This window comes from Microcystis aeruginosa NIES-4325 (genome assembly GCF_008974145.1).
Taxonomy (GTDB): domain Bacteria; phylum Cyanobacteriota; class Cyanobacteriia; order Cyanobacteriales; family Microcystaceae; genus Microcystis; species Microcystis aeruginosa_G.
In genome coordinates, this window is sequence record NZ_BJKP01000006.1 from 28513 (window position 1) to 51242 (window position 22730).

The window sequence follows — 22730 nt, forward strand, 5'->3', positions numbered from 1 at the left end:
GTAACTGTTGATTCAGTAAGGGTGCTTTAATTATTTGTATCTCTCGATCGCTTTTGCCTCTCCATCTAGGGAGATTTAGCAGTAGTTTTTGTCTAAGAGATTTTTTCTAGAAGCATAACGGTTTTGAGGATTCGATGTATAGCGTCGGTTTTTAGTCATCTGGGCTGGAAAGCTCATTTTATTTCAGGGTTATCAGCGAAGCAATTAACTTAAATTTACAGTCTTCAACGGGAAAGATAGTATAGATTGTTACAAAATATTGCCAGTCATGTAATAAAAGCATAAAAATTTGTCTGTAACGCATGATTGGGGGCGATGGGGGTTTTTTAGCTATCTTGAATCAGTTACCAGGTTTGAGTTTGCAGTTCACTCATTACTGATGGGTGCATCTCATATTTGTGAATCTCTCCCACTTATGGTGAGCAGCAGAAATTATTACGTCAATGGTAGGGGCGCATTTTGATCCGTGAGTTTATCGAACTGCGTGCGCCCAAAATGTAATATAGATAATATTTCTCCAAAATTGAGCTGCACCCTGTGTGGACAGCTTATTTTGATTAATGCAGAGGAAGTTAGTTATATTGAATTTTGGCAGCATCAAACAGAGGTAACTTAAATGTCGGACTAACAAGAACGAGGGGCTGATAAATTTATAGCGTTTCCCATTCATAAAAGGTACATTCTCGACCTTAAACAGCTTAATCAGTAAAGCTTTAAGTGTGCCGCACAGGTACGAGAACCGCTATAAGCGCAGCTATCAAGCTAAAATTGATCAACCCCCGGGTAAACCGCCCCAGGGTGGTTCTAATGTTAAACCGCCACCAAATCAGGACAAGGAGAAAAATAACCCACTGATTATCTATGCCCCCTTTTACCTGTTCCCTGTTCTAACTGATAACTGATAACTGATAACTGATAACTGAATATGGCTTATTCTCGCATTAAAAAACTAGCAAATTATCTACGTCCCTATTGGCAAATAGTCACTGGAGGGGTAGTTACTCTTCTTATTGTTAATCTTTTGGGTGTTTATATACCGCTTTTAATCCGGGATAGCATCGATGATTTGAGTAAATCCTTTGACTTCAAAAAAATCATTTACTATGTGATTTTAATTGTCGCTTTAGCCTCGATTATGTGGTTTATCCGCATGATTTCCAGAGTGTTATTATTCGGCATAGGTCGTCAGGTAGAGTTCGATCTTAAACAAAAAATCTTTGAGCATTTATTAACCCTTGAACCTGCCTATTTTTCTCGGCAAACTTCAGGAGATTTAATCAACCGTGCCACTAGCGATGTAGATAATGTGCGTCGTCTGGTGGGTTTTGCTTTGCTCAGTTTGGCTAACACTTTTTTTGCCTATGGGTTAACTTTGCCCGTAATGTTAGCGATTCATATTCCCCTTTCAGTCGCCGCTATTTCTATCTATCCTTTGATGTTAATTGCTGTGCAGTTATTTAGTGGTCGTCTGCAGCGGCAACAGAAAAAAGTACAGGCAAAACTCTCGCATCTGAGCGATTTAATTCAAGAGGATATGAGTGGTATTACTCTGATTAAAATCTATGCCCAAGAAGCTAACGAGCGCCTAGCATTTAAACAAAGAAATGGCGAGTTATTACAGGCTAATTTAGATTTAGTCCAGACTCGTAATTTTCTTTTTCCCCTGATCGAAGCTTTATCCTATGTGAGTTTATTGGCCTTGCTTGCCCTCGGTACTAGACAAATTATATCGGGTAATATCACCATTGGGGACTTTATTGCTCTGTTAATTTTGGCGGAAAGATTAGTTTTTCCCACTGCTTTATTAGGTTTTACTATTACGGCCTACCAACAGGGAGAAGTGAGTATCGATCGCTTGGAAACTATCCTGTTAGCTGAGGCTAAAATTAAAGATAATGCCGATTGTATTCACTTAAAAAATATTCAAGGAAAAATTACTGCTAAAGCCTTGACTTTTTTCTATCCTGATGCTAAGGAACCCGCCTTAAAATCTCTTTCTTTTACCATTAATCCGGGGGAAACGGTAGCGGTCGTCGGTGCGATCGGGTCGGGAAAATCTACCCTTGCTAACGCTATTCCCCGTCTTTTGAATATTGCTGAGGGACAGTTATTTATTGATGATCAAGATGTCACTCAAATTGCCCTTGAAGATCTACGAAAAGCGATCGCTTATGTTCCCCAAGAAAGTTTTTTATTTAGTACCACCATTGAAGATAATATCCGTTATGGCGATCCGCTGCTGAGTTTTCCGGCAGTGGCATCGGCGGCCAAACAAGCGAGAATTGAGGAAGAAATCGATAATTTCCCGCAAAAATACGGAACTTTAGTGGGAGAACGTGGGATTACTCTTTCCGGGGGTCAACGTCAACGGGCCTCTTTAGCGCGCGCTTTAGCCATCCAAGCACCGATTTTAATCCTTGATGATGCCCTATCTAGCGTCGATAATCAAACAGCCACGGCTATTTTGGAAAATATCGCTCAAGAAAGCCAAAAAACCGTGATTTTTATCTCCCATCAATTATCGGCCGCTGCCACTGCCGATCGGATTTTTGTCATGGATGGCGGTGAAATTGTCCAGATGGGAACCCACGAGGAGTTAATCACAGTCCCCGGAGTCTATCAAAATCTCTGGCAACAGCAGCAGTTAGAATCTAAGGTTTTACATTAGCTGATAAAATAGGGGCTCTTCTAGGTTCTGTGTGATAAGTTTAACTTACATAGGATCGATCGATCTTTGTGTCCTTTGTGTCTGGAGTGGTTCGTTCCACTCACTGCCCCAAGACTGTATCTTAGAATACATTTTAGCCACCAAACCTGGGAGAGCCAAATAGGGAATCTGCTAGTTATTGCCGGTTAAGCTCTGGACTATCCAATTACTCGTCAAGACTGTTTAAATATAGTACAGCAGTTATCTTTTAGCGATAATGAACAAGAATCAACTTTTAACCGAACCTTTTTTACAATTACCCACCGAAACATCCATACAAGTGATTTGGTTTACGGATTTTTTTGGCACTCGTCATCAGGTGCGCTACGGGGAAAAACTAGAGAAAATTGCCTGCGCTCGCACTAGCAAATTAACTAGAGTTAGAGAAGATGCTAAATCGAGAGCCCTTGAAGCTTATCCATCTTTAACCGAACGAGAAATCTGGCGACATCAGGCCGAAATTACTGATTTAAATTCCGGGGAAAGGGTTCCCTATCAAGTCACCAGTTTTCAGGAAAATACAGCGATTAGAAGTGATATTTATACCCTTACACCAAGACCCAAAAAAGGAACTAATCTCAAAATTCTGCTCACTTCTGATCATCAATTAATGCCCATGACTGCCGCTAATTTGCAAAAAGTTAGCGAAACTATTGGACAGGTAGATGCAGTTTTTTTAGCGGGAGATTTAGTTAATATACCCGATCGAACTTCCGAATGGTTTGATGATAGTCGCGGTGGGGCATTCTTTCCCTGTTTACAAGGAAGGGCTAATTATACTCTTACAAAAAATGGTATTCAGACTATTTATAAAGGGGGAGAAATTATTCAAAATGCGCCCTTATTTCCTGCTATTGGTAATCATGAAGTTATGGGCAGATTTTCTAATTCCAGAGGTTTAAATGAACAGTTTGAAGATGCTATCCCTCAATTTATTGCTAAACAACTAGCAGAGGATACAGCAGCAATTAATGAAAACTGGTTAAAAAATAATGCTTTCAATACAGAAACCTACGAAGAAATTTTTTCTTTGCCTCAAAATAAATATTATTCTCTGACCTTTGGCGATGTTCATTTAGTGGTTTTATATGTTACTAATATCTGGAGAAATCCCAATTTAGAACCCAGTGCCAGGGGAAGATATTACGAAAATCAAAGAGATTTAGACAAACCCGATCGCTGGGGTTATGGTCAGCATATTTTTGAGCCAATTGTCCAGGGTAGTCCTCAATATCAATGGTTAGAAAAAGAGTTAAATAGTCGAGAATTTAAAGAGGCTAAATATAAAGTAGTTATGTTTCATCATCCTCCCCATAGTCTAGGAGGAAATATCGTTCCACCCTACACCAATCCCGTGCCGACAATTCAACGGGATGCCACGGGAAAAGTTACATCGGTAGGCTATGATTATCCCCAAGAAAATGATTATATTATTCGTGATCTAATTCCTTTATTAGAATCTGCCAAGGTTAATTTGGTTTTTTATGGTCATTCTCATTTATGGAATCGTTTTCTTAGTCCTAAGGGGATGAATTTTCTCGAATCTTCTAACGTTGGTAATAGTTATGGTGCTTATTTAGGTGATAAAAAACGTCCTGTACCTCTCGATAGAAATTATGCTGCGATCGGTAATCCCAATGGATTACAAGCAATTATCCCGAATATTGCTCCTCTTGTGGATTGGGTTAATCAACCTTTGCCCTATATTGCCAGTAATGATGTAACGGTTTTTAGCATTTTAGATACAGAAAAAGGAACCGTGAGCAGTTATCGTTTTGATACTCGTTATCCTGACTCCGAGGTAATTAAATTTGATGAATTTGACCTTTTTAGCATAGGTGAAGTATAATAAAATTAAAGATTGGTGGTTAAATAGATTCTCTTGGGGTTAATTGTATGACTACTGTTACTAGCAATGATCTTCAAGAATTGAAAGACTTGCTCTCGGCAATGCGACAGGAAAACCGCAAGCGCATAAGTTACCTGGGAGAAGAAACCCGCGAGCAAATAAGTTTCCTGCGAGAAGAAACCCGCCAGCAAATTGATACGCTAAAGGAAGATAATCGCCAACAACTAGAAACCCTAAGAGAAGAAAATAACAAGCAATTTATTAACCTACACAAAGAAATCACAGAAGTCAAAATTATCACGGCTAAAATTGAAGGAACAATTCAATTCTAAGCAATATTAACCCAAAAAATTCCCGATTTAATCGAGAAAGTTGGGGAATTAAAAAACTGGAAACAAATAGCTATTGTCGCTATCACTGCTTTTACCAGTGCCACAATTACTTGGTTTATTCGAGGAGGAAATTTAAAACCTTAAAGTCTGGTATTTTTCTCAATTCCTAATTGGGGCATTGGCAGAATAATCGGTTTCAGGGTTTCTGCGAAAGCGGTTAAAGAGTATTCAACTTTGGGAGGAATTTGTGGATCAAATTCTCGGTGAATCAGTCCATCTAACTCTAATTCCCTCTAAGCAGTTGACTAGCTGCCACGAGTCAATAATAATACTAAATCTGGTTATTAAAAACTGATTATTTATTTCCCCTTTTGCCTCTTACCTTTTGCCTGTCCTGATATGTAGCCTAATACTCAACGGATTTATAGCGGTGTGCAGTCGTATGAGGTACAGTGTCACGAGCTATAAACCATGCTAGGCAAAGCTTGGTTTGTATCTCACTCAAGCGCTTACCGCTATAGTATAATTTCTAGTCAGCTTGCTCCCATCCCCGATTCTTTCCTTAGCTTTTTGCCTGCCGTTGCTGCATCTATTTTGGGCAAGAGAAGCTGAGAACCTTTGTGGGCAGGCGTTTGAACTTAGCTTGTGTCCGTCTGGTCTAGTTTTTTTAGCCATTGCCTAATAACTGATATATTTCCTGAAAAACTGGGCAATCTAGGATTAGACAGCATTGTGATAAGGGGGATAAAACCTTGGACTCCGCTAACGCTCAGAAAATTCTCGGCTATTTCATCGAAGAAGCAAAAGAACACCTGCAAACTTTGGAACAGGGAATTTTAGACTTAGGCAATCTCGTGGACGACACTGAACAGATTAACGAGATGTTTCGTGCCGCCCATTCCGTCAAGGGGGGGGCGGCCATGCTAGGTTATAGCAGTATCCAAAAAACTGCCCACCGTCTTGAGGATGCTTTCAAAATACTGAAAGAAAATCCCATACAAGTGGATCAAAAATTAGAATCTTTGTTCCTCAAGGGTTATGATCTGCTTCATATCTTGATTGATAAGCTGCAGGAACCTTTAGGTTTGCAAGCCGAGGAAGCTAACGCGATCGTTAAAAACGGTGAACCGACTTTTGCCGAATTACAGGTCCATCTTAAGTATCTTCTCGGCCAAGGAAAATCTACCCCAGCTATGGCGGCAGCCTCTTCTATCTCCATCAGCGTCAGAGATATCCTCAAACAGATGTTACAACTGTTCAAACAGGAAGAAACCAGTGCTTCCCGTCAGCAATTACAAAAATTAACTTTATCTCTGTCTCAATTGGCTCCAGAACAGCGAAAATGGCAATATTTAGTTAAAAATGCCCAACTAGCACTGGCCAACCCCAAACATTCCTATCGTACTCTCGCCCCGGTTATTATTAAAGAATTAAAACAAGCTAGTGATTTATTAGAATGGGGTCGCGGGGAAGAAATCACCGTCAGTCAAGAATTGCAATTATTAGCCACCGCTAAATTACCACAAATCCTGATTACCCTAGAACCGGAATTGGTAGCTAGTACCCTGCGGCAAATGTTCAATCGCCAACAGGTCTCGCAACTGGTACAGTTATTACAAACGAGACGTTAACATCTGCGCTGGTGTAATTAATTGTTCACCAACCGAGGTGGTAATAATCCTAGATCGTGAATTGGGGATAGAGCCAAACCAGAAAAAGCTAAGATATGGCAAGATGAAAACTTAATGCTGACGGCTGACTAATGTCAGACCTGAAGCAGTTTCTCTTTAGTCACCGGTCAAGCTGGGATTTACGGAGAGTAAGTGATCTGCTAGAGTTTTAACGTTCGTTAAATTTCTCGGGTAGAGAAAACAAACAAAACCATAATGGTGTTACTGGGTGTGTGGAAGTGCTTAAAAATCTCAATTTTTCGAGGCGATATTCCTCGCTGGCCCTGCTGCTGGCTATTTTCGGATTATTTCAAGGAACGGCAATTGCCCAAGAAGAACCCCCAGAGACGGTTTTTCCCCGCGTCGAGCAGCTAGTACAGTCTCCTCCCGCGACGGAAGAAACTACTCCACCCGTGGCACCACCGCCAGAAAACCCAGACCCTCCAGAAACTCCCACAACAGCCCCACCAGCCCAGGCCGAGGAATCCCGGGTTTTGGTGGCCGAAGTGGTAGTACAAGGGGCCGATCGAGAATTAGAAAATCTAGTTTATAATACCATTCGCACCCGACCCGGACGAAGCACGACTCGATCGCAACTACAAGAAGATATTAACGCCGTTTTTGCCACGGGCTTTTTTGCCGATGTGCGGGCAGTTCCCCAAGATACGCCCCTAGGAGTGCGAGTTACCTTTGAGGTGCAACCTAACCCCGTTTTTCAGGGTGTACAGATTCAAATTGCCCCAGAAACCGTGGACAAATCAATTTTACCTGCCGGGGTGGTCGAGGAAATTTTCGCTGGTCAATACGGCAAAACCCTGAATTTGAGGGAATTACAGGCGGGGGTAAAAAAAATCAATGACTGGTACAGCAAAAACGGCTATGATCTAGCCCAGGTGATTGGTGCGCCGCAAGTCACTCCCGATGGTCGGGTGATTCTGGTCATTTCTGAAGGTTTAATCGAAAAAATTCAAGTACGCTACTTTAACGTCGAACAGGAACCAGTCAAGGGTAAAACCAGAGAATTTATCATTACTAGGGAAATGCGCCTAAAAGCGGGGGATATTTTTAACCGCAATACAGCCCAACAGGATTTACAGCGTGTTTTCGGTCTTGGTTTATTCGAGGATGTGCGTCTGTCTTTTTCCCCGGGCAGCGACCCAAGGGAGGTGGTCGTTAACGTCGATGTGGTGGAAGGTAATACCGGTTCCCTGGCCGCTGGGGGTGGTATTAGCTCAAATGCAGGCCTATTCGGCACTGTCAGCTATCAACAGCGCAATTTTGGCGGTAATAACCAAACTTTAGGGTCAGAAGTCCAATTAGGGGAACGGGAATTTTTATTTGATCTGAGTTTTTCCGATCCTTGGATTGCCACGGATAACTTCCGCACTTCCTACACGGTCAACGTTTTCCGGCGACAATCGATTTCTCTGGTTTATGATGGGGAAAATTCCTCAATTCGGACACTTAACGATAATGATAGTCCCCGTATCGTCCGGACGGGTGGCGGTATTACTTTTGTCCGTCCTTTGGCCCCCGATGTGTTTACGAAACCAAAATGGGTGGTTTCCCTAGGCTTTAACTATCAACAGGTACAGGTGCAAAATGCCAATGGTGACATCTCCCCCCTGTCGGCACCTCTCAATGGTTTTGGCAGTCAACAACTGTCTTTTAGTTCCTCTGGGACTGATGATCTACTTTCCCTCAATATTGGCGCTATTCAAGATTTTCGCGACAATCCCCTGCAGCCCACCAGTGGTTCTTTCCTGCGTCTAGGTTTAGAACAAACCATTCCGGTCGGTTCTGGCAGTATTTTCGGCACTCGTGTTCGGGGTAGTTACAGTTACTTTATCCCCGTTCGCTTTATTAATTCCTTGAATCTCTTTGAAACCGATATTTTTAAAGGTCAGCAATCCCTCGCTTTTAATGTGCAAGCAGGGACGGTATTAGGGGATTTGCCCCCCTACGATGCTTTTATCGTAGGGGGTAGTAACTCTGTACGGGGTTACGCCGAGGGAGAAGTGGGTAGCGGTCGCAGTTATTTCCAAGCGACGGCCGAATATCGTTTTCCCATTGTCGCAATTATCGGGGGGGCGTTATTTGTCGATTTCGGCACTACTGTTGGTTCCCAAGGCGATGTCCCCGGTCAACCCGGTATTGTCCGGGATTTACCCGGTACTGGTCTCGGTTACGGTTTAGGTGTTCGGGTACAATCTCCCGTCGGCCAAATTCGGGTTGACTACGGTTTTAATGTCGATGGTAGTTCTCGTATCCATTTCGGTATCGGGGAACGATTCTAATCAGTTATCAGTTATCAGTTATCGATAAATTTAGTTTTTTTTGCTGTTCACTGATCAAAGCTTTATTACTTGATAATTATGGGTTCTACTATCGCTAAACAATTTGAATTATCGGGAATTGGCCTGCATTCGGGGGAGATAACACGGGTGCGCGTCTGTGTGGCAAATCCAGGAGAAGGACGTTATTTTGTCCGCAGAGATTTAGCCAATCAACCGATTATTCCCGCTCTAGTTTCTTCGGTTTACCAAACGACTTTATCAACGGAATTGGGACGGGGAGAAGCAAAGGTTAGAACCGTTGAGCATTTATTAGCTGCCTTAACCGCTTTGGGGGTGGAGGATGCTCGCATTGAGGTGGATGGTGCGGAAATTCCCCTCCTTGATGGTTCGGCTAAAATCTGGGTAGAAGCGATCAAAAATGCTGGTTTAGATAACTCTTTTTCTCCATCAGATTTAACTATTTCTCAACCGATTTGGTTGTACGAAGGAGATGCTTTTGTGGCGGCGATTCCTTCCCCTGAATTACGTTTTACCTACGGTATTGATTTTACCTATAAACCGATCGGTAATCAATGGTATAGTTGGAGTCCTGATCAAGAAAGTTTTCGAGATGCGATCGCATCCGCCCGTACTTTCGGTTTTGCCGATCAAATTGAGTATCTGCAAAAGGCTGGTTTAATTAAAGGAGGCAGCTTAGAAAATGCTTTAGTCTGCGATCAAAATCAATGGTTAAATCCTCCTTTACGCTTTTATAATGAGCCAGCAAGGCATAAATTATTGGACTTAATTGGTGATTTAAGTTTACTGGGAACCATTCCCACTGCCCATTACATGGCTTTTAAAGCTAGTCATAAACTCCACGTTCAATTAGCTAAAGCAATTCAGGGTTAATTATTTCTTGGATCAAGGGTACGAACAACAAAAATACCGATGGCTTTGTCCACTTTACTGATATATTTTTGTAGGTCTTTAGCAATAGTAACTTGACCAGCAGGAGAGGCATGAATTAAGCCAATTTTGCCATCAGGAAAGCGATAAACTAGACCGGTATGGGTGGTATCTAAACCAGCAATATTAGTCACGACACCGATAATATCGCCTGCTTGTAGTTGTGGATAAATGGCTTTAATCTTAGGGGTGGGAATATAGGTTATGGATAAGCTTTCTAATTGCTGTTCTACCTGTTGAATACAATCGTAATTACTTTGAGTTTTTAACTGGGGGTATAGAGGGCGATTTTTACTCATAAAGTTGAGCTTTTTGTCAAGAGTAATTCCCCCTAATTTGGCAGTAATATTTTCTAGATTACCTCGTTTTTGGTTGTCATTAATCCAATCGGAGAAGTAATGCAGACGACTACAATAACCGTCGAGAATACCGTGGCGATAACGTTGATTTAAAACCTGCTGACTAAAAGCAGAATACTGATAATTTTTTAAAGCAAAATTGTGACTCAAAGCGAGAACTGTTTCCACAAAAAGGACACAATCAAACTCTTTTAAAGAGATAAATAATTTTTCTGTTGCCGAGTGATCGAGTAATCCTGCTTGATATTTTGCTCCTAAAAATTGAGTGGCGATATTCTGGATTATATCGGCCATGGGTAAGCGATCGAGTTGTTGATTTTGAGCGTACTGCACCAGTTTTTGATAATTAGGATCCCTGACTTCTTGAGCAAGAATAGTTTCCGATCGAGCTATACTCAAGGGAATTAAAACAGGATTAATTAATAAATAGGGTAAAGTTATCCAATTAAAAAACATTGTCGATCGGTTACTGAAAATAATAGGGTTTATCACCGACTAATACAAATTAACTATCGGAGTTATCAACTGTTAAAATCTGCTAGGTTTAGTTGGTATTTCTCTTTGTATTCTACTACATATAGCAGTTATCTTAATGGTGATTTATGAGGTTTTCGTTTTGGGGAGACTCCGAGACGATACCCTATCAAGTTATACTTTCCCTTGATCAAAAACCCTGTAGGAATCCGATAATTTTTTGATGAAATTGAATTAGAAATGATCAATGAGCGTTTCAGTCATTGACATAATTTTTAGTAAACCTCCAGCCTAGTTATCGATTGTTTCTCGCAGCTCCGCAGCTCCGGCGCTCCGACTTTCCTATACTTTTTAAACAGGATTTAGATGACTCCTCACCCTAACAACAATTTTTGATTTTTACCAGAGGTCTAGGACAAGGACAAAAAGCTTATCTTGATTGAGTTATAGCACTTGCAGCCCTCTATAAGATGATCTCGAATCTTAACCCCGATCATGTTTGAACAGGGACATCTCGTCTGAGGAACTAAGAATTAACACTTTTGTAATTAAAAGTCAATAGATTAAATATTAATTTTTGTAAAGAAAAGCCTGAGCAGTTACTCAGAAAGCTCTTTACCATCTGTTACAAAATATGGCAAGATATTTATCGAATTGTGTCAAAACCCAGAGTAAATGCTCATTGGGGTGACATTTTCTGATACAAAACAGAGACATATATATCTAAATACCTTAAGCAAAGGGCGATCATCATCAGATGACGAAAATCCCTCCCTTCGACTTAGCTCAGGGGGCAAGCAAAACCAGACTCAGCAATCATAAGGAGAACCATCATATATGTTCACTCACGTCAAGTCCACCATTCGTCATATAGTTCCCGACGCGTTGAATGGTCGATCGCTGGTCAAGGTGGTCTATGTCGTGCTAGAACCTCAGTACCAAAGTGCGCTGAGTAGTGCCGTCAGGGAAATCAACGCTAACAACCCGAAACTAGCGATCGAAATTAGTGGTTATTTAATCGAAGAACTGCGCGATGGGGAAAATTATCGCAATTTTCAGGAGGATGTAGCCAAAGCTAATATTTTCATTGCTTCTCTCATCTTTATCGAAGATTTAGCCGATAAAGTCGTGGCTGCTGTCAGTCCCCATCGGGATAAATTAGACGCCGCGATCGTCTTTCCCTCCATGCCCCAGGTAATGCGCTTAAATAAATTAGGCAGCTTTTCCATGGCCCAATTGGGACAGTCTAAGAGTGTCATCGCTAACTTTATGAAAAAGCGCAAGGAAAACTCCGGCGCCGGTTTCCAAGATGCGATGTTAAAGTTATTGCGAACCTTACCGCAAGTCCTGAAATACCTCCCCATCGAAAAAGCTCAGGACGCACGCAACTTTATGTTAAGTTTCCAGTATTGGCTAGGAGGTTCCGCAGAAAATTTAGAGAACTTCCTGTTAATGTTGGCCGATAAGTACGTCTTCGATAACAAGGATGACAGCGTAGTTTACAAAGAACCGGTAGTTTATCCGGATCTGGGTATCTGGCATCCTTTATCCATGAAAATGTTCGAGGATGTCAAGGAATACTTCACTTGGTACAATAACCGCAGTGATATTCCCGATGACCTAAAAGACCCCTTAGCTCCCTGTGTGGGCTTAATTTTACAGAGAACTCACCTCGTTACTGGTGATGACGCTCATTATGTCGCTCTCGTGCAGGAATTCGAGTCTATGGGTGCGCGAGTCCTTCCCGTTTTTGCTGGGGGATTAGACTTTTCCAAACCGGTAGAAGAATACTTCTGGGATAAAAGCTTAAAAGGAGTGGAAGCGGTTGCTATCGTTGACACGGTAATTTCCCTGACAGGATTTGCTTTAGTGGGAGGTCCAGCGCGACAAGATCATCCGAAAGCGATAGAATCCTTAAAACGTCTCAATCGTCCCTATATGTGCGCGTTACCGCTAGTTTTCCAAACCACCCAGGAATGGGAAGAAAGCGATTTAGGTTTACACCCGATTCAAGTAGCGCTACAGATTGCCATTCCCGAATTAGACGGTGCGATCGAACCTATTATACTATCAGGCCGGGATGGGGCTACGGGTAAAGCGATCGCCTTACAGGACCGGGTAGAAGCGATCGCTCAACGGGCGCTAAAATGGGCTAACCTAAGAAAGAAACCGAAACTCAATAAAAAAGTCGCCATCACCGTCTTTAGTTTCCCTCCCGATAAAGGGAATGTGGGAACCGCGGCCTATCTAGATGTGTTCGGTTCCATCTACGAAGTGATGAAAGCGTTACAAAATAATGGTTATGACTTGCAGGATCTACCCGCATCTCCCCAAGAACTGATGGAAGCGGTAATCCATGATGCCACCGCACAGTACCATAGTCCGGAGCTAAATATCGCCTATCGGATGTCCGTACCGGAATACGAACGCTTAACTCCCTATTCCGTCCGTTTAGAGGAAAATTGGGGACCACCACCGGGAAATCTCAACAGTGATGGACAAAATCTATTAATCTACGGCAAAGAATTCGGTAACGTCTTTATCGGGGTTCAACCCACCTTCGGTTATGAAGGGGATCCGATGCGTCTGCTCTTTTCTCGTTCTGCTAGTCCCCACCACGGTTTTGCAGCCTACTATACCTATCTCAATCAAGTCTGGAAAGCAGATGCGGTTCTTCATTTTGGCACCCACGGTTCCCTAGAATTTATGCCGGGGAAACAGATGGGAATGTCTGGAGAATGCTACCCCGATAACCTCATCGGGATGATTCCCAATCTCTACTATTATGCCGCTAATAACCCCAGCGAAGCGACGATCGCTAAACGTCGTAGTTATGCGGAAACTATCTCCTATCTCACTCCCCCCGCAGAAAATGCTGGACTCTACAAAGGGTTAAAAGAACTAAGCGAGTTGATCGGTTCCTACCAAACCCTGAAGGATAGTGGGCGTGGGGTGCAAATTGTCAATACCATTGTCGATAAATGTTTATTGGTCAATCTTGACAAGGATATAAGTTTACCTGATGGTGACACTGCCCATCTCAGTCAAGAGGAACGGGATAATATCGTCGGTTCTGTCTATCGCAAACTGATGGAAATTGAATCGCGCTTACTTCCTTGCGGACTGCACGTTATTGGGAAACCCCCTTCGGCGCTGGAAGCGGTGGCAACTTTGGTCAATATTGCCAGTTTAGACCGGGAAGAGGACGATTTACTCTCCTTACCCCGAATTATTGCCAACAGCATCGGCCGGGATATAGAGGAAGTTTATCGCAATAGCGATCGAGGTGTGTTAGAAGATGTGGAACTACTGCAAAACATCACCCTCGCGACTCGCGCTGCCGTCGCAACTTTAGTCGAGTCCCAAACCGACGCAGAAGGTCGGGTATCGATGCTTTCTAAGCTGAATTTCTTGAATATAGGCAAGAAATCACCTTGGATCGAAACTTTACAGTCGATGGGTTATCCAAAAGTTGATCCGGTCGCATTAAAACCTCTGTTTGAATACCTAGAATTCTGTTTAGAACAGGTCTGTGCCGATAATGAATTAGGGGCCCTATTAAAAGCATTGGAAGGGGAATACGTTCTTCCCGGTCCCGGTGGCGACCCCATCCGTAACCCTGGAGTTTTACCCACGGGTAAAAATATCCACGCTTTAGATCCCCAGTCTATCCCGACCCTAGCGGCGGTAAAATCGGCTAAAATTGTGGTGGATCGTCTGTTAGAACGGCAAAAACTGGATAATGGCGGTAAATATCCCGAAACCATCGCTTGTGTTCTCTGGGGAACTGATAATATCAAAACCTATGGGGAATCCCTAGCACAAATTCTCTGGATGGTGGGAGTTCGTCCCGTTCCCGATGCTTTGGGACGGGTGAATAAACTGGAATTAATTCCCCTAGAGGAGTTAGGAAGACCGCGCATTGATGTGGTGGTCAACTGTTCTGGTGTCTTCCGGGATTTATTTATCAATCAGATGAACTTGCTTGACCAAGGCGTAAAAATGGCCGCAGAAGCAAACGAACCGATGGAGATGAATTATGTCCGCAAACACGCTATTGAACAAGCAAAAGAAATGGGTTTAACGGTTCGACAGGCAGCCACCCGCATCTTTTCTAATGCTTCCGGTTCCTATTCTTCTAACATCAATCTCGCGGTGGAAAATAGCAGTTGGGAAGATGAAAAAGAGTTACAGAATATGTATCTCAACCGCAAGGGTTTTGCTTTCGACTCCGATAACCCGGGGATGATGGCCGATAATCGTCAGTTGTTTGAAGCATCCTTAAAAACTGCGGAGGCAACTTTCCAAAACTTGGATTCTAGCGAGATTAGTTTGACTGATGTTTCCCACTATTTCGACTCGGACCCGACAAAAGTTGTCGCTAGTTTACGCGATGATGGCAAAAAACCGGCGGCCTATATTGCTGATACTACCACCGCTAACGCTCAGGTGCGTACTTTATCAGAAACAGTGCGCTTGGACACCCGCACCAAGTTACTCAATCCCAAATGGTACGAGGGAATGTTAAGTCATGGTTACGAAGGAGTCCGAGAATTATCGAAGCGTTTGGTTAATACGATGGGTTGGTCGGCAACTGCTGATGCGGTGGATAATTGGGTGTATGAAGATGTCAACACTACTTTTATTCAAGATGAGGAAATGTGTCAGCGTCTGATGAATCTCAATCCTAATTCTTTCCGCAAGATGGTGGGAACCCTGCTAGAAGTTAATGGTCGCGGTTACTGGGAAACTTCTCAAGAGAATTTAGACCGCTTACAGGAACTTTATCAAGAAGTGGAGGACCGCATCGAAGGAATCGAGTAGAATCTAAAGTAAGGTGGGCATTGCCCACCTTAATTATTTCAATGGGTAAACTCAGTAAATTAGTTGAAAAAATTCTCTCCTATCCTCCCGATGTTCGTTTCGAGGAAGTAAAATATCTTTTAGAAGCGTTCGGATATAGAGAAATTCGCTCTAGAGGTAGCCACCACGCTTTTGAAAATGATTCGGGAGACGTGATGATTATTCCGAAGAAGGGAGGAAATAAAGTTAAACGAACTTACCTTAGAGAGATTGTTAAAGTATTAGATTTGGAGAATTGGCAAGATGACAACCGATAAGGCACTGAAACGTCCACCTCTAGAATACTTTTTATCTCTTAAATATCCGATTTCAATTTATCCCGAAGAAGAAGGCGGATACACCGCTTTAATTCCAGATTTACCCGGATGCATGAGTCAGGGGGAAACTTTAGAGGAAGTGATGATTAATATTGAAGAAGCTAGAAAGTTATGGATAGAGACAGTTTATTTTAGTGGTAAAAAAGAAATTCCCATGCCTTCTAAAAGATAACTCAAAAAATACCAGAAAATTTCAAACTTTCGATTATTGTACCCCGCTCTTGATCGGATTTACCGCTCTTTTTGCGTAGGTTGGGTTGAAGGAAGTGAAACCCAACAACTGAGGTTTTCTGAGGGTTTAGTGACCTCAACCCGACCTACGAATTTACTTTTTTGCCCACTAAAGTATCCCATCTCGATTGCTCCTAAAGAAGAATTGAGGGAGCTAGAAAGTTATGGATAGAGACAGTTTATCATAGTGGTAAAAAAGCAATTCCTTCACCTTCTCAAAGATAAATTTTCTCACTCTCGACTCACAGCGATCGCCAGATGCTGGAATTTAGGGATAACTTTCCCCGGTCTGCAAGCCAGTCCCGATGCCAAAGTTGGCACCGCCAAGCATGAAAATATTCTGATTGACGAATTGGCGTTATTTCAGCTTCTATTTTTAAGTCAGAGCGTTCATAAAAGTAATTGACACTCCCGATCAATCTCTATTAGTCGAGTGATATGAACTACTGTCATCATACCTCTCGCCCCCCCTACTAAAAATAAATTCCTGCCACTCATTCTCATATTAGGATTTGTAACCAACGTCAAGGTTAATTTAACAGGGGAAATGTAATAATTTTTAATCTTTTTGATCTAGAGTTCTTACATAATTAATTTTTGATAGTTCAAAAATGAGAAAAATAGGCATAAAATTGTATAAAATTCCTAAATAGAGCATTTAATTGATTAATGCTCATTCTTAATTTTCCTGACTACTGGCTCCTCACCTAACGGAAAAATTTTGATTTTTGCAAGAGGTCTTCCGAACCCATCGGCAACAGGTAAGGCCAATAAAGAGCAATCCAGTCCGCTTGCGGAGCGATAATCTTCTGAAAATAATCCCTAGCAATCTCCAGTAAACCCTCGCTCATAGCTGACTGGCACAGTAAACTGCCCCCATTAGTCCCACTTGGGCATTAAGGACGATATGAACGGGAATATTGCTCAATAACTCCCTCATCCGACCTTTAGCCCGAAAAGCCTTCATAAAGCTACCCTCGGTCATTAGGGGAAGATTTTTGGCCGCAATCCCTCCCGCGATGTATAATCCTCCGTAGGGAAGCAACTTGAGGGCTAAATTGCCCGCTTCCGCACCGTAGGCCTCGACAAAGATTTTCATGGTTTGATAACAGAGATCATCCGAGTCATCTTGGGCAAAACTGGCAATTTTAGCCGCTAAATCGACGGTTTTTTGCGGTTTACCCATTTCTTCTAACCAAGTGCGGTAAATTTCCGCCATGGCCGGTGATGACTGACTATAGTTATTATCGTGGAGAAATCGATAGATAGAAGTGATTCCGGGGCCAGAAACCACTCGCTCAACGGAAATGCGCTCGATATTATAGAGTTCCAAGAGATAATTTAATAGTTGATATTCTAAACTTGATCGAGGGGCAAAATCGGCGTGGGAACCCTCACTAGCAAACACCCGGTATTTACCCTTCGAGACAGGAATCAAAAAACCCTCTCCTAACCCCGTCCCCGCACCAATAACCGCAATCGGGGCTTCTGGTACTGCCGGGGCCGACTGTAGATTGTGCAGCTCCTCTGGGGCTAATCCTAACACCCCATAACCGATCGCCGCAAAATCATTAATTAATTTTACTCGCTCAATCTGCAGATCGTGGCTTAGGCGATCGCCAGTGAGAGACCAACTTAAATTAGTCAATTCGGAACTATTGTTAACCACAGGACCGGCAATACCGAAACAAGCTTTTGCCACCAGGGGAATAGTGGTTTGTCGGGCCAAAAACTGCTGGACGATCGGGACGAGATCGGGGTATTGTTTACTAGGATAAATTTCTTGATCGAGAGTAGTGAGCAGGGGTTGGGGACTATCCGGTGAGTTTTGGCAATCCACTAAACGCAGGATTGTTTTAGTTCCCCCGATATCTCCCCCTAAAAGAATCGTCATGCTGGTTTTTCCCTGAGTTTGTCCCCATAATTATAGTTTTTTAACCGCTTCCCCTAGCCAAATTTAAAGGCCACCAATCCTATACTATAGTGAAAGATGGTAATGCCTAAGCCCTAATTAAGGACTGATTAATCGTCGCTCCGGGGTTGCAATGGGGATTTGCCAGAGGACAGAAAGGGGACTTAAAGACATTTTAGGTCTAACTATGGCCTCAAGGCGATCGATAGGGCGGCAGAACCTATCACTGTCCCCATAACTTTTAAGATAAACCAGAGAGGGAGAAATTAGCTTGGGTGTAGAACTTCGCAGTTACGTTTATCTTGACAATTTACAGCTTCAACACGCCGCTTACATCGGTACAGTCGCCCAAGGATTTTTACCCTTACCCGGGGATTCTTCCCTCTGGATTGAAATTTCCCCCGGTATCGAGATTAATCGCATCACCGATATTGCCCTCAAATCCGCCGTGGTTCGTCCGGGGGTTCTATTCGTAGAACGACTCTACGGACTCTTAGAACTCCATTCTAGCAGTCAGGGAGAGGTAAGGGCGGCCGGTCAGGCAATTTTGCAGTATTTAGGCGTTAGTCAGCGCGATTGTCTGAAACCGCAAATTGTCTCTAGCCAAATTATTCGCAATATTGACGCTTACCAAGCCCAATTAATTAACCGCAGTTCTCGGGGTATGATGTTAATGGCAGGACAAACTTTATACGTTTTAGAAGTGCAACCGGCCGCCTACGCTTCCCTCGCTGCTAATCAGGCCGAAAAAGCTGCTTTAATTAATATCCTACACGTTACTTCCGTGGGCAGTTTTGGTCGCTTATATTTAGGGGGAGAAGAACGAGATATTATCGCTGGTTCTAGGGCGGCAGTTTCAGCTTTAGAAAATATTCAAGGTCGAGCTTTTCCCGGTAGCGACAAAAAGGAATAAGCTAATAAAGGCAAAAGGCACGAGGTGGTTAGATATGTCTAATTAATTGTGTCTAGCTACTTACTAAATCCTGTTTAAAAGGGATAGGATAGTGGGGAGTGGGAAGAAGAGAAAGGAAGTTTGAGCGTTTGTACTAAATAGCTGAAAAGAGGATTTCGCCCTATTGAGGAGATTCAAAAATTAGTTCGCTATTATTCAGTTTTTCAACGACTAAATGGCGATACAGTGTCACCTGACGAAGGATTTGGTCGGGATTATTTTTCTTATTAGAAAACATGATTGTTTTAATCGATTCAAATTCTATTCTTGTGATCACACCATCTTTGATCGCTCGTTCAATTGTAACTCGTAAATATTCTAATTCTTGGCTTTCCTCTGGGGTAATTTCTAGACTGTTAGGATATTCTATTTTCATGATCGATCGATTGTTCTTACCTGCTAACTGATAACTGGATAATCACGGCTATTTTTTCACACTTTCACAATCGGTGGAGGGAGAGTTTCCGTCTGGGTAGAAACGGCGAGATTATTATTATTTTGGCTGTTATTTTGCGGCAATTGTCCCGAGGCTAAATTTTGCCCCTCTCCCGTAATCAAACGAGCGCCACGACCGCGGGTAAAATAATTCCAACCCCATTGCACCATCACCACTAATTTATTATCAAATTCGATCAGATAGTAAATATGGGCCCAAACCCAGACTAACCAAGCGATGAACCCGGAAAACTTGACAAATCCCAAATCAACCACGGCCGCATTTTGGCCGATCACTGCCAGACTACCTCGATCGATATAATGAAAAGGTTGAATAGTTTGCCCTTTTAGGCGAGAAATTAATAAATTCGCCAGATATTCGCCCTCCTGCATGGCCACGGGGGCAACTCCGGGTAAGGGTTTATCTCCCTGATGGGCAAAATTAGCCAGATCCCCGATCACAAAAATATTGGCATAACCGGCGATACTTAAATCGGGTTCAACGATTACCCGGCCGACGCGATCGAGATTTACTCCGGTTCTTTCGGCCAAAATTCGCCCCATTCTCGATGCTTTTACCCCCGCTGCCCATAAAATTGTCTCGGCAGCAATGTCTGTGGTTTTTTCTCCCTGACGGACGCTGACACGACCTTCAACAATATTGGTAACGATGCTGTTAGTTTGCACTGTCACCCCTAATTTTATGAGAGAATCGGCAGCTTTAGCGGATAAATCGGGTGCATAGGGGGGTAATACTCGATCCATCCCTTCTAAGAGCAAAATTTTCGCTTCTGTGGGGTTAATCTGGTGAAAATCCGATCTAAGCGCACCGTGGGCAATTTCAGCGATCGCTCCTGCCAATTCTACCCCCGTCGGTCCGCCACCGACAATAACAAAAGTTAATAAAGCTTGCCGCTTTTCGGCATCGATTTCTTTCTCGGCCTTCTCGAAAGCGAGATAGATGCGACGACGCATTTCTACTGCGTCTTCAATGGTTTTTAACCCGGGCGCGTAGGGTTGCCATTGATCGTTGCCAAAATAGTGATGACTGACTCCTGTGGCAATAACTAATTGATCGTAGGCGATCGGTGGGTGATCTTCCAAGATCACCTCTCCCTTGACCGGATCTATATCTATAGCATGATCGAGGAGAATATCTGTATTATCATGACCCCGTAGGATTAAGCGCAAAGGTGAGGAGATATCGGCCGGAGACAGGGCCCCAGTAGCGACTTGATAGAGGAGGGGCTGAAAAAGATGGAAATTTCGCTTATCGATGAGGGTAACGTGAACGGGGGCGTTTTTTAGGGCTTTGGCCGTGTATAAACCCGCAAATCCGCCGCCGATGATAACAACTCTTGGCTGTTTTTCAGTCATTGCTTAACAATAATTCATAAATTTTTCCCTAGTGTAGTCCGGATTGTCACAATTTAGCGGTGACAAGCGTTACCGAAAACAGTAGTCTTTACCCTAGAAAAAAATATAGATACTCGCTTCTTTAACCAACCAAGTGGGCAAAACTAAGGAAGTACAGGGACTCTCCCCAGAATTTGTCCTATATATCCTCGAAAAACTTGAAAAGACCGCTACGCCGTTTTACCTAAGTTTATGACCTGGGTTAACCAGGTGGGAACTTATATTACGCGTTTCTGTTTCCGAGTACAAGCTCGGTTTACTACCACACGAATTGGTTATTTGCTCCCTTATCACAATCAAGCATAGATCAAAAAACTTGAAAGGCAGTCACCAACGTAGAAGCCCGATTTGTTTTCATCATAGCATTTTTTTTTCTCAGAGGCAAGAGGAGAGATGGGGAAGTGGGAAGTGGGGAAGCCGTCTCATCACCCTATCATCCTATCACCCTATCACCCTGCCTCCTGACTCCTAACTCCTAACACCCAACACCTGATCTTGTTGGCTCTGTGAAAGTCTGGGACTACAATAGAGGAAAGTGACAATTTTTGCCAGAGTGATTACCGAGGACTAATAAAGAATGACGGCTATCCTAAGGAAACCTGCCACACTCAACACTCCGATTCTGCACCGTCTTGCCAATGGTTTAACGATTATTGCCGAAAGTCAACCGGTAGAAGCGGTTAATCTCAATGTTTGGCTCCAGGTCGGCTCGGCCTTAGAATCGGATCATATCAATGGCATGGCTCATTTTCTCGAACACATGGTTTTTAAGGGAACCCGTAACTTAGACAGTGGCGAATTTGAACGGGCGATCGAATCGAGGGGAGCGGTGACTAATGCCGCTACTAGCCAAGAATACACCCATTATTACATTACCACTGCCCCGCAGGACTTCGCCCATCTAGCCCCGCTGCAGCTAGAAGTGGTTTTAGAAGCTTTAATTCCCGATGAAGCTTTTGAACGGGAAAGACAGGTTATTTTAGAAGAAATTCGTCGTTCTCAGGATAATCCCCGTCGTCGCACTTTTTATCGCACCATGGAGACTTGTTTTCAAGTTTTGCCCTATCGTCGTCCGGTGTTGGGTCCGATGGCAGTGATTGAAAATCTCACTCCTCAACAAATGCGCGATTTTCATCGGACTTGGTATCGTCCCGAATGGATGACGGTGGCGGTGGTGGGTAATTTGCCTGTAGATGATTTAATGGCTATTGTGAGCGATTCTCTAGATAATTTAGGCAGTAAAGGCAATTCTGGACTTATTTCCCATCCTATCGCCAATCTAGAGCCCGAAGCTCCCTTTAACGAGATTATCCGGCAAGAATACGAGGATGAAAATTTGCAGCAGGCCCGCTTAATCCTATTTTGGAAAGTGCCGGGGTTAAGAGACTTAGAAAAAACCTATCCTCTCGATGTTTTAGCGGCTATTCTGGGTCAGGGCAAGGTATCGCGATTATTTCAATCTCTGCGCCAAGAAAAGGGCTTAGTTTCCCAAATAACTGCCAGTAATATGTCCCAAGCAGTGCAAGGGGTGTTTTCCATTTCAGCCCAATTAGCCTCGGAAAATATCGAGCAAGTGGAGAGAGAAGTCTTAGCACAGATTGGACAAATTCAACAGGAAGCTGTGACAGTTTCTGAACTGGAACGAGTCAAGACCCAAGTGGCCAATCGGTTTATTTTTAGCAATGAAAGACCGAGCGATCGGGCCAACCTTTACGGTTATTATCATACTCAGATCGGTGATTTACAACCGGCTTTTTGTTATCCCCAACACATTGAAGCCCTCACTTTAGAGGATATTCAAAATGCCTGTCAAGAGTATTTAAATCCCCACGCTTACGGTGTGGTTGTGGTAAGACCAATTCAGTAAACAGTAAACAGTAATCAGTGAACAGTAATTAGTGAACAGTAATCAGTGAACAGTAATCAGTAATCAGGGATAAAGATGAAGATATAGCGTTTTTCAGTCTG

16 protein-coding genes, 1 other RNA gene and 2 pseudogenes are annotated in these 22730 nt (G+C 43.0%); 12 read left to right on the plus strand and 7 right to left on the minus strand.

Translation table 11 applies throughout. The annotated features are described in order from the left end of the window. Positions 1-925: 925 nt before the first annotated feature. The 3 genes and pseudogenes from MiAbW_RS04800 to MiAbW_RS20650 all read left to right on the plus strand — a co-directional run bounded on the left by MiAbW_RS04800 (position 926) and on the right by MiAbW_RS20650 (position 5032). Complete coding sequence (locus MiAbW_RS04800; protein WP_151695150.1) at positions 926-2668, plus strand: ABC transporter ATP-binding protein; 1743 nt, start codon at positions 926-928, stop codon at positions 2666-2668. A 256-nt stretch (positions 2669-2924) separates the two neighbouring features. Beyond that, positions 2925-4556, plus strand: a complete 1632-nt coding sequence (locus MiAbW_RS04805; RefSeq protein ID WP_151695151.1) for a purple acid phosphatase family protein — start codon at positions 2925-2927, stop codon at positions 4554-4556. 134 nt (positions 4557-4690) lie between these two features. Further along, positions 4691-5032 (plus strand): annotated as a pseudogene (locus MiAbW_RS20650) (hypothetical protein). Here MiAbW_RS20650 and MiAbW_RS20530 read toward each other — a convergent pair. After that, positions 5029-5169, minus strand: a pseudogene (locus MiAbW_RS20530) (winged helix-turn-helix transcriptional regulator); the annotation flags it as partial. The pseudogenes MiAbW_RS20650 and MiAbW_RS20530 sit on opposite strands and share 4 nt — an antisense overlap. A 471-nt stretch (positions 5170-5640) precedes the next feature. On the opposite strand from MiAbW_RS20530, the gene MiAbW_RS04820 reads away from it, so the two are divergent. From MiAbW_RS04820 to lpxC, 3 genes are all read left to right on the plus strand, one after another. Continuing rightward, positions 5641-6519, plus strand: coding sequence for an Hpt domain-containing protein (locus MiAbW_RS04820; RefSeq protein WP_151695152.1), 879 nt, complete (start codon positions 5641-5643; stop codon positions 6517-6519). A gap of 272 nt (positions 6520-6791) precedes the next feature. Next, positions 6792-8855, plus strand: coding sequence for a BamA/TamA family outer membrane protein (locus MiAbW_RS04825; protein ID WP_151695153.1), 2064 nt, complete (start codon positions 6792-6794; stop codon positions 8853-8855). A 78-nt stretch (positions 8856-8933) separates the two neighbouring features. Next, the gene (gene lpxC, locus MiAbW_RS04830) at positions 8934-9746 is read left to right on the plus strand and encodes a UDP-3-O-acyl-N-acetylglucosamine deacetylase (protein ID WP_151695154.1); all 813 of its coding nucleotides are present in this window, start codon (positions 8934-8936) and stop codon (positions 9744-9746) included. Here lpxC and MiAbW_RS04835 read toward each other — a convergent pair. Beyond that, the gene (locus MiAbW_RS04835) at positions 9743-10618 is read right to left on the minus strand and encodes an N-acetylmuramoyl-L-alanine amidase-like domain-containing protein (protein WP_151695155.1); all 876 of its coding nucleotides are present in this window, start codon (positions 10616-10618) and stop codon (positions 9743-9745) included. The genes lpxC and MiAbW_RS04835 overlap by 4 nt on opposite strands. Positions 10619-11473: 855 nt before the next feature. Between MiAbW_RS04835 and MiAbW_RS04840 the strand changes: the two genes are divergently transcribed. The 4 genes from MiAbW_RS04840 (at position 11474) to MiAbW_RS04860 (ending at position 16453) form a co-directional block, all read left to right on the plus strand. Then, a complete protein-coding gene (locus MiAbW_RS04840; RefSeq protein ID WP_151695156.1) occupies positions 11474-15460 on the plus strand; it encodes a magnesium chelatase subunit H in 3987 nt (1328 codons plus the stop codon). Positions 15461-15501: 41 nt separating this feature from the next. Continuing rightward, the gene (locus MiAbW_RS04845) at positions 15502-15756 is read left to right on the plus strand and encodes a type II toxin-antitoxin system HicA family toxin (RefSeq protein WP_045362753.1); all 255 of its coding nucleotides are present in this window, start codon (positions 15502-15504) and stop codon (positions 15754-15756) included. Further along, positions 15743-15988 carry a type II toxin-antitoxin system HicB family antitoxin gene (locus tag MiAbW_RS04850; protein ID WP_151695157.1) on the plus strand — a complete coding sequence of 82 codons (246 nt, stop codon included), beginning with the start codon at positions 15743-15745 and terminating at the stop codon, positions 15986-15988. Before MiAbW_RS04845 ends, MiAbW_RS04850 begins: the two co-directional genes overlap by 14 nt. 246 nt (positions 15989-16234) lie before the next feature. Next, positions 16235-16453, plus strand: a complete 219-nt coding sequence (locus tag MiAbW_RS04860) for a hypothetical protein (protein ID WP_151695158.1) — start codon at positions 16235-16237, stop codon at positions 16451-16453. A 301-nt stretch (positions 16454-16754) separates the two neighbouring features. On the opposite strand, the gene MiAbW_RS19525 is transcribed toward MiAbW_RS04860, so the two are convergent. After that, positions 16755-16898 carry a hypothetical protein gene (locus tag MiAbW_RS19525; protein ID WP_172967343.1) on the minus strand — a complete coding sequence of 48 codons (144 nt, stop codon included), beginning with the start codon at positions 16896-16898 and terminating at the stop codon, positions 16755-16757. Then, positions 16895-17941, minus strand: coding sequence for a glucokinase (locus tag MiAbW_RS04865; RefSeq protein ID WP_151695159.1), 1047 nt, complete (start codon positions 17939-17941; stop codon positions 16895-16897). Before MiAbW_RS04865 ends, MiAbW_RS19525 begins: the two co-directional genes overlap by 4 nt. A gap of 289 nt (positions 17942-18230) precedes the next feature. On the opposite strand from MiAbW_RS04865, the gene MiAbW_RS04870 reads away from it, so the two are divergent. Then, complete coding sequence (locus tag MiAbW_RS04870; protein ID WP_110578761.1) at positions 18231-18872, plus strand: hypothetical protein; 642 nt, start codon at positions 18231-18233, stop codon at positions 18870-18872. 160 nt (positions 18873-19032) lie between these two features. Here the strand turns inward: MiAbW_RS04870 and MiAbW_RS04875 are convergent, their stop codons facing one another. The 3 genes from MiAbW_RS04875 to ssrS form a co-directional block, all read right to left on the minus strand. Further along, positions 19033-19287: a hypothetical protein gene (locus MiAbW_RS04875; RefSeq protein WP_151695160.1), complete on the minus strand. Its 255-nt coding sequence runs from the start codon at positions 19285-19287 to the stop codon at positions 19033-19035. A 56-nt stretch (positions 19288-19343) separates the two neighbouring features. Then, complete coding sequence (locus MiAbW_RS04880) at positions 19344-20723, minus strand: NAD(P)/FAD-dependent oxidoreductase (RefSeq protein ID WP_151695161.1); 1380 nt, start codon at positions 20721-20723, stop codon at positions 19344-19346. Positions 20724-20922: 199 nt separating this feature from the next. Further along, positions 20923-21110: non-coding RNA, 6S RNA (ssrS, locus tag MiAbW_RS04885), on the minus strand. A 229-nt stretch (positions 21111-21339) separates the two neighbouring features. Here ssrS and MiAbW_RS04890 point away from each other — a divergent pair. Beyond that, a complete protein-coding gene (locus tag MiAbW_RS04890) occupies positions 21340-22629 on the plus strand; it encodes a M16 family metallopeptidase (protein WP_151695162.1) in 1290 nt (429 codons plus the stop codon). The last annotated feature ends 101 nt before the right edge of the window (positions 22630-22730 follow it).

Excerpts from the sequence above, each read along its gene's own strand:
- MiAbW_RS04800 (WP_151695150.1), top strand. The coding sequence starts at position 926 with ATGGCTTATTCTCGCATTAAAAAACTAGCAAATTATCTACGTCCCTAT.
- MiAbW_RS04805 (WP_151695151.1), top strand. The coding sequence starts at position 2,925 with ATGAACAAGAATCAACTTTTAACCGAACCTTTTTTACAATTACCCACC.
- lpxC (WP_151695154.1), top strand. The coding sequence starts at position 8,934 with ATGGGTTCTACTATCGCTAAACAATTTGAATTATCGGGAATTGGCCTG.
- MiAbW_RS04835 (WP_151695155.1), bottom strand. The coding sequence starts at position 10,618 with ATGTTTTTTAATTGGATAACTTTACCCTATTTATTAATTAATCCTGTT.
- MiAbW_RS04840 (WP_151695156.1), top strand. The coding sequence starts at position 11,474 with ATGTTCACTCACGTCAAGTCCACCATTCGTCATATAGTTCCCGACGCG.
- MiAbW_RS04845 (WP_045362753.1), top strand. The coding sequence starts at position 15,502 with ATGGGTAAACTCAGTAAATTAGTTGAAAAAATTCTCTCCTATCCTCCC.
- MiAbW_RS04850 (WP_151695157.1), top strand. The coding sequence starts at position 15,743 with ATGACAACCGATAAGGCACTGAAACGTCCACCTCTAGAATACTTTTTA.
- MiAbW_RS19525 (WP_172967343.1), bottom strand. The coding sequence starts at position 16,898 with ATGAGCGAGGGTTTACTGGAGATTGCTAGGGATTATTTTCAGAAGATT.
- MiAbW_RS04865 (WP_151695159.1), bottom strand. The coding sequence starts at position 17,941 with ATGACGATTCTTTTAGGGGGAGATATCGGGGGAACTAAAACAATCCTG.
- MiAbW_RS04875 (WP_151695160.1), bottom strand. The coding sequence starts at position 19,287 with ATGAAAATAGAATATCCTAACAGTCTAGAAATTACCCCAGAGGAAAGC.
- MiAbW_RS04880 (WP_151695161.1), bottom strand. The coding sequence starts at position 20,723 with ATGACTGAAAAACAGCCAAGAGTTGTTATCATCGGCGGCGGATTTGCG.
- MiAbW_RS04890 (WP_151695162.1), top strand. The coding sequence starts at position 21,340 with ATGACGGCTATCCTAAGGAAACCTGCCACACTCAACACTCCGATTCTG.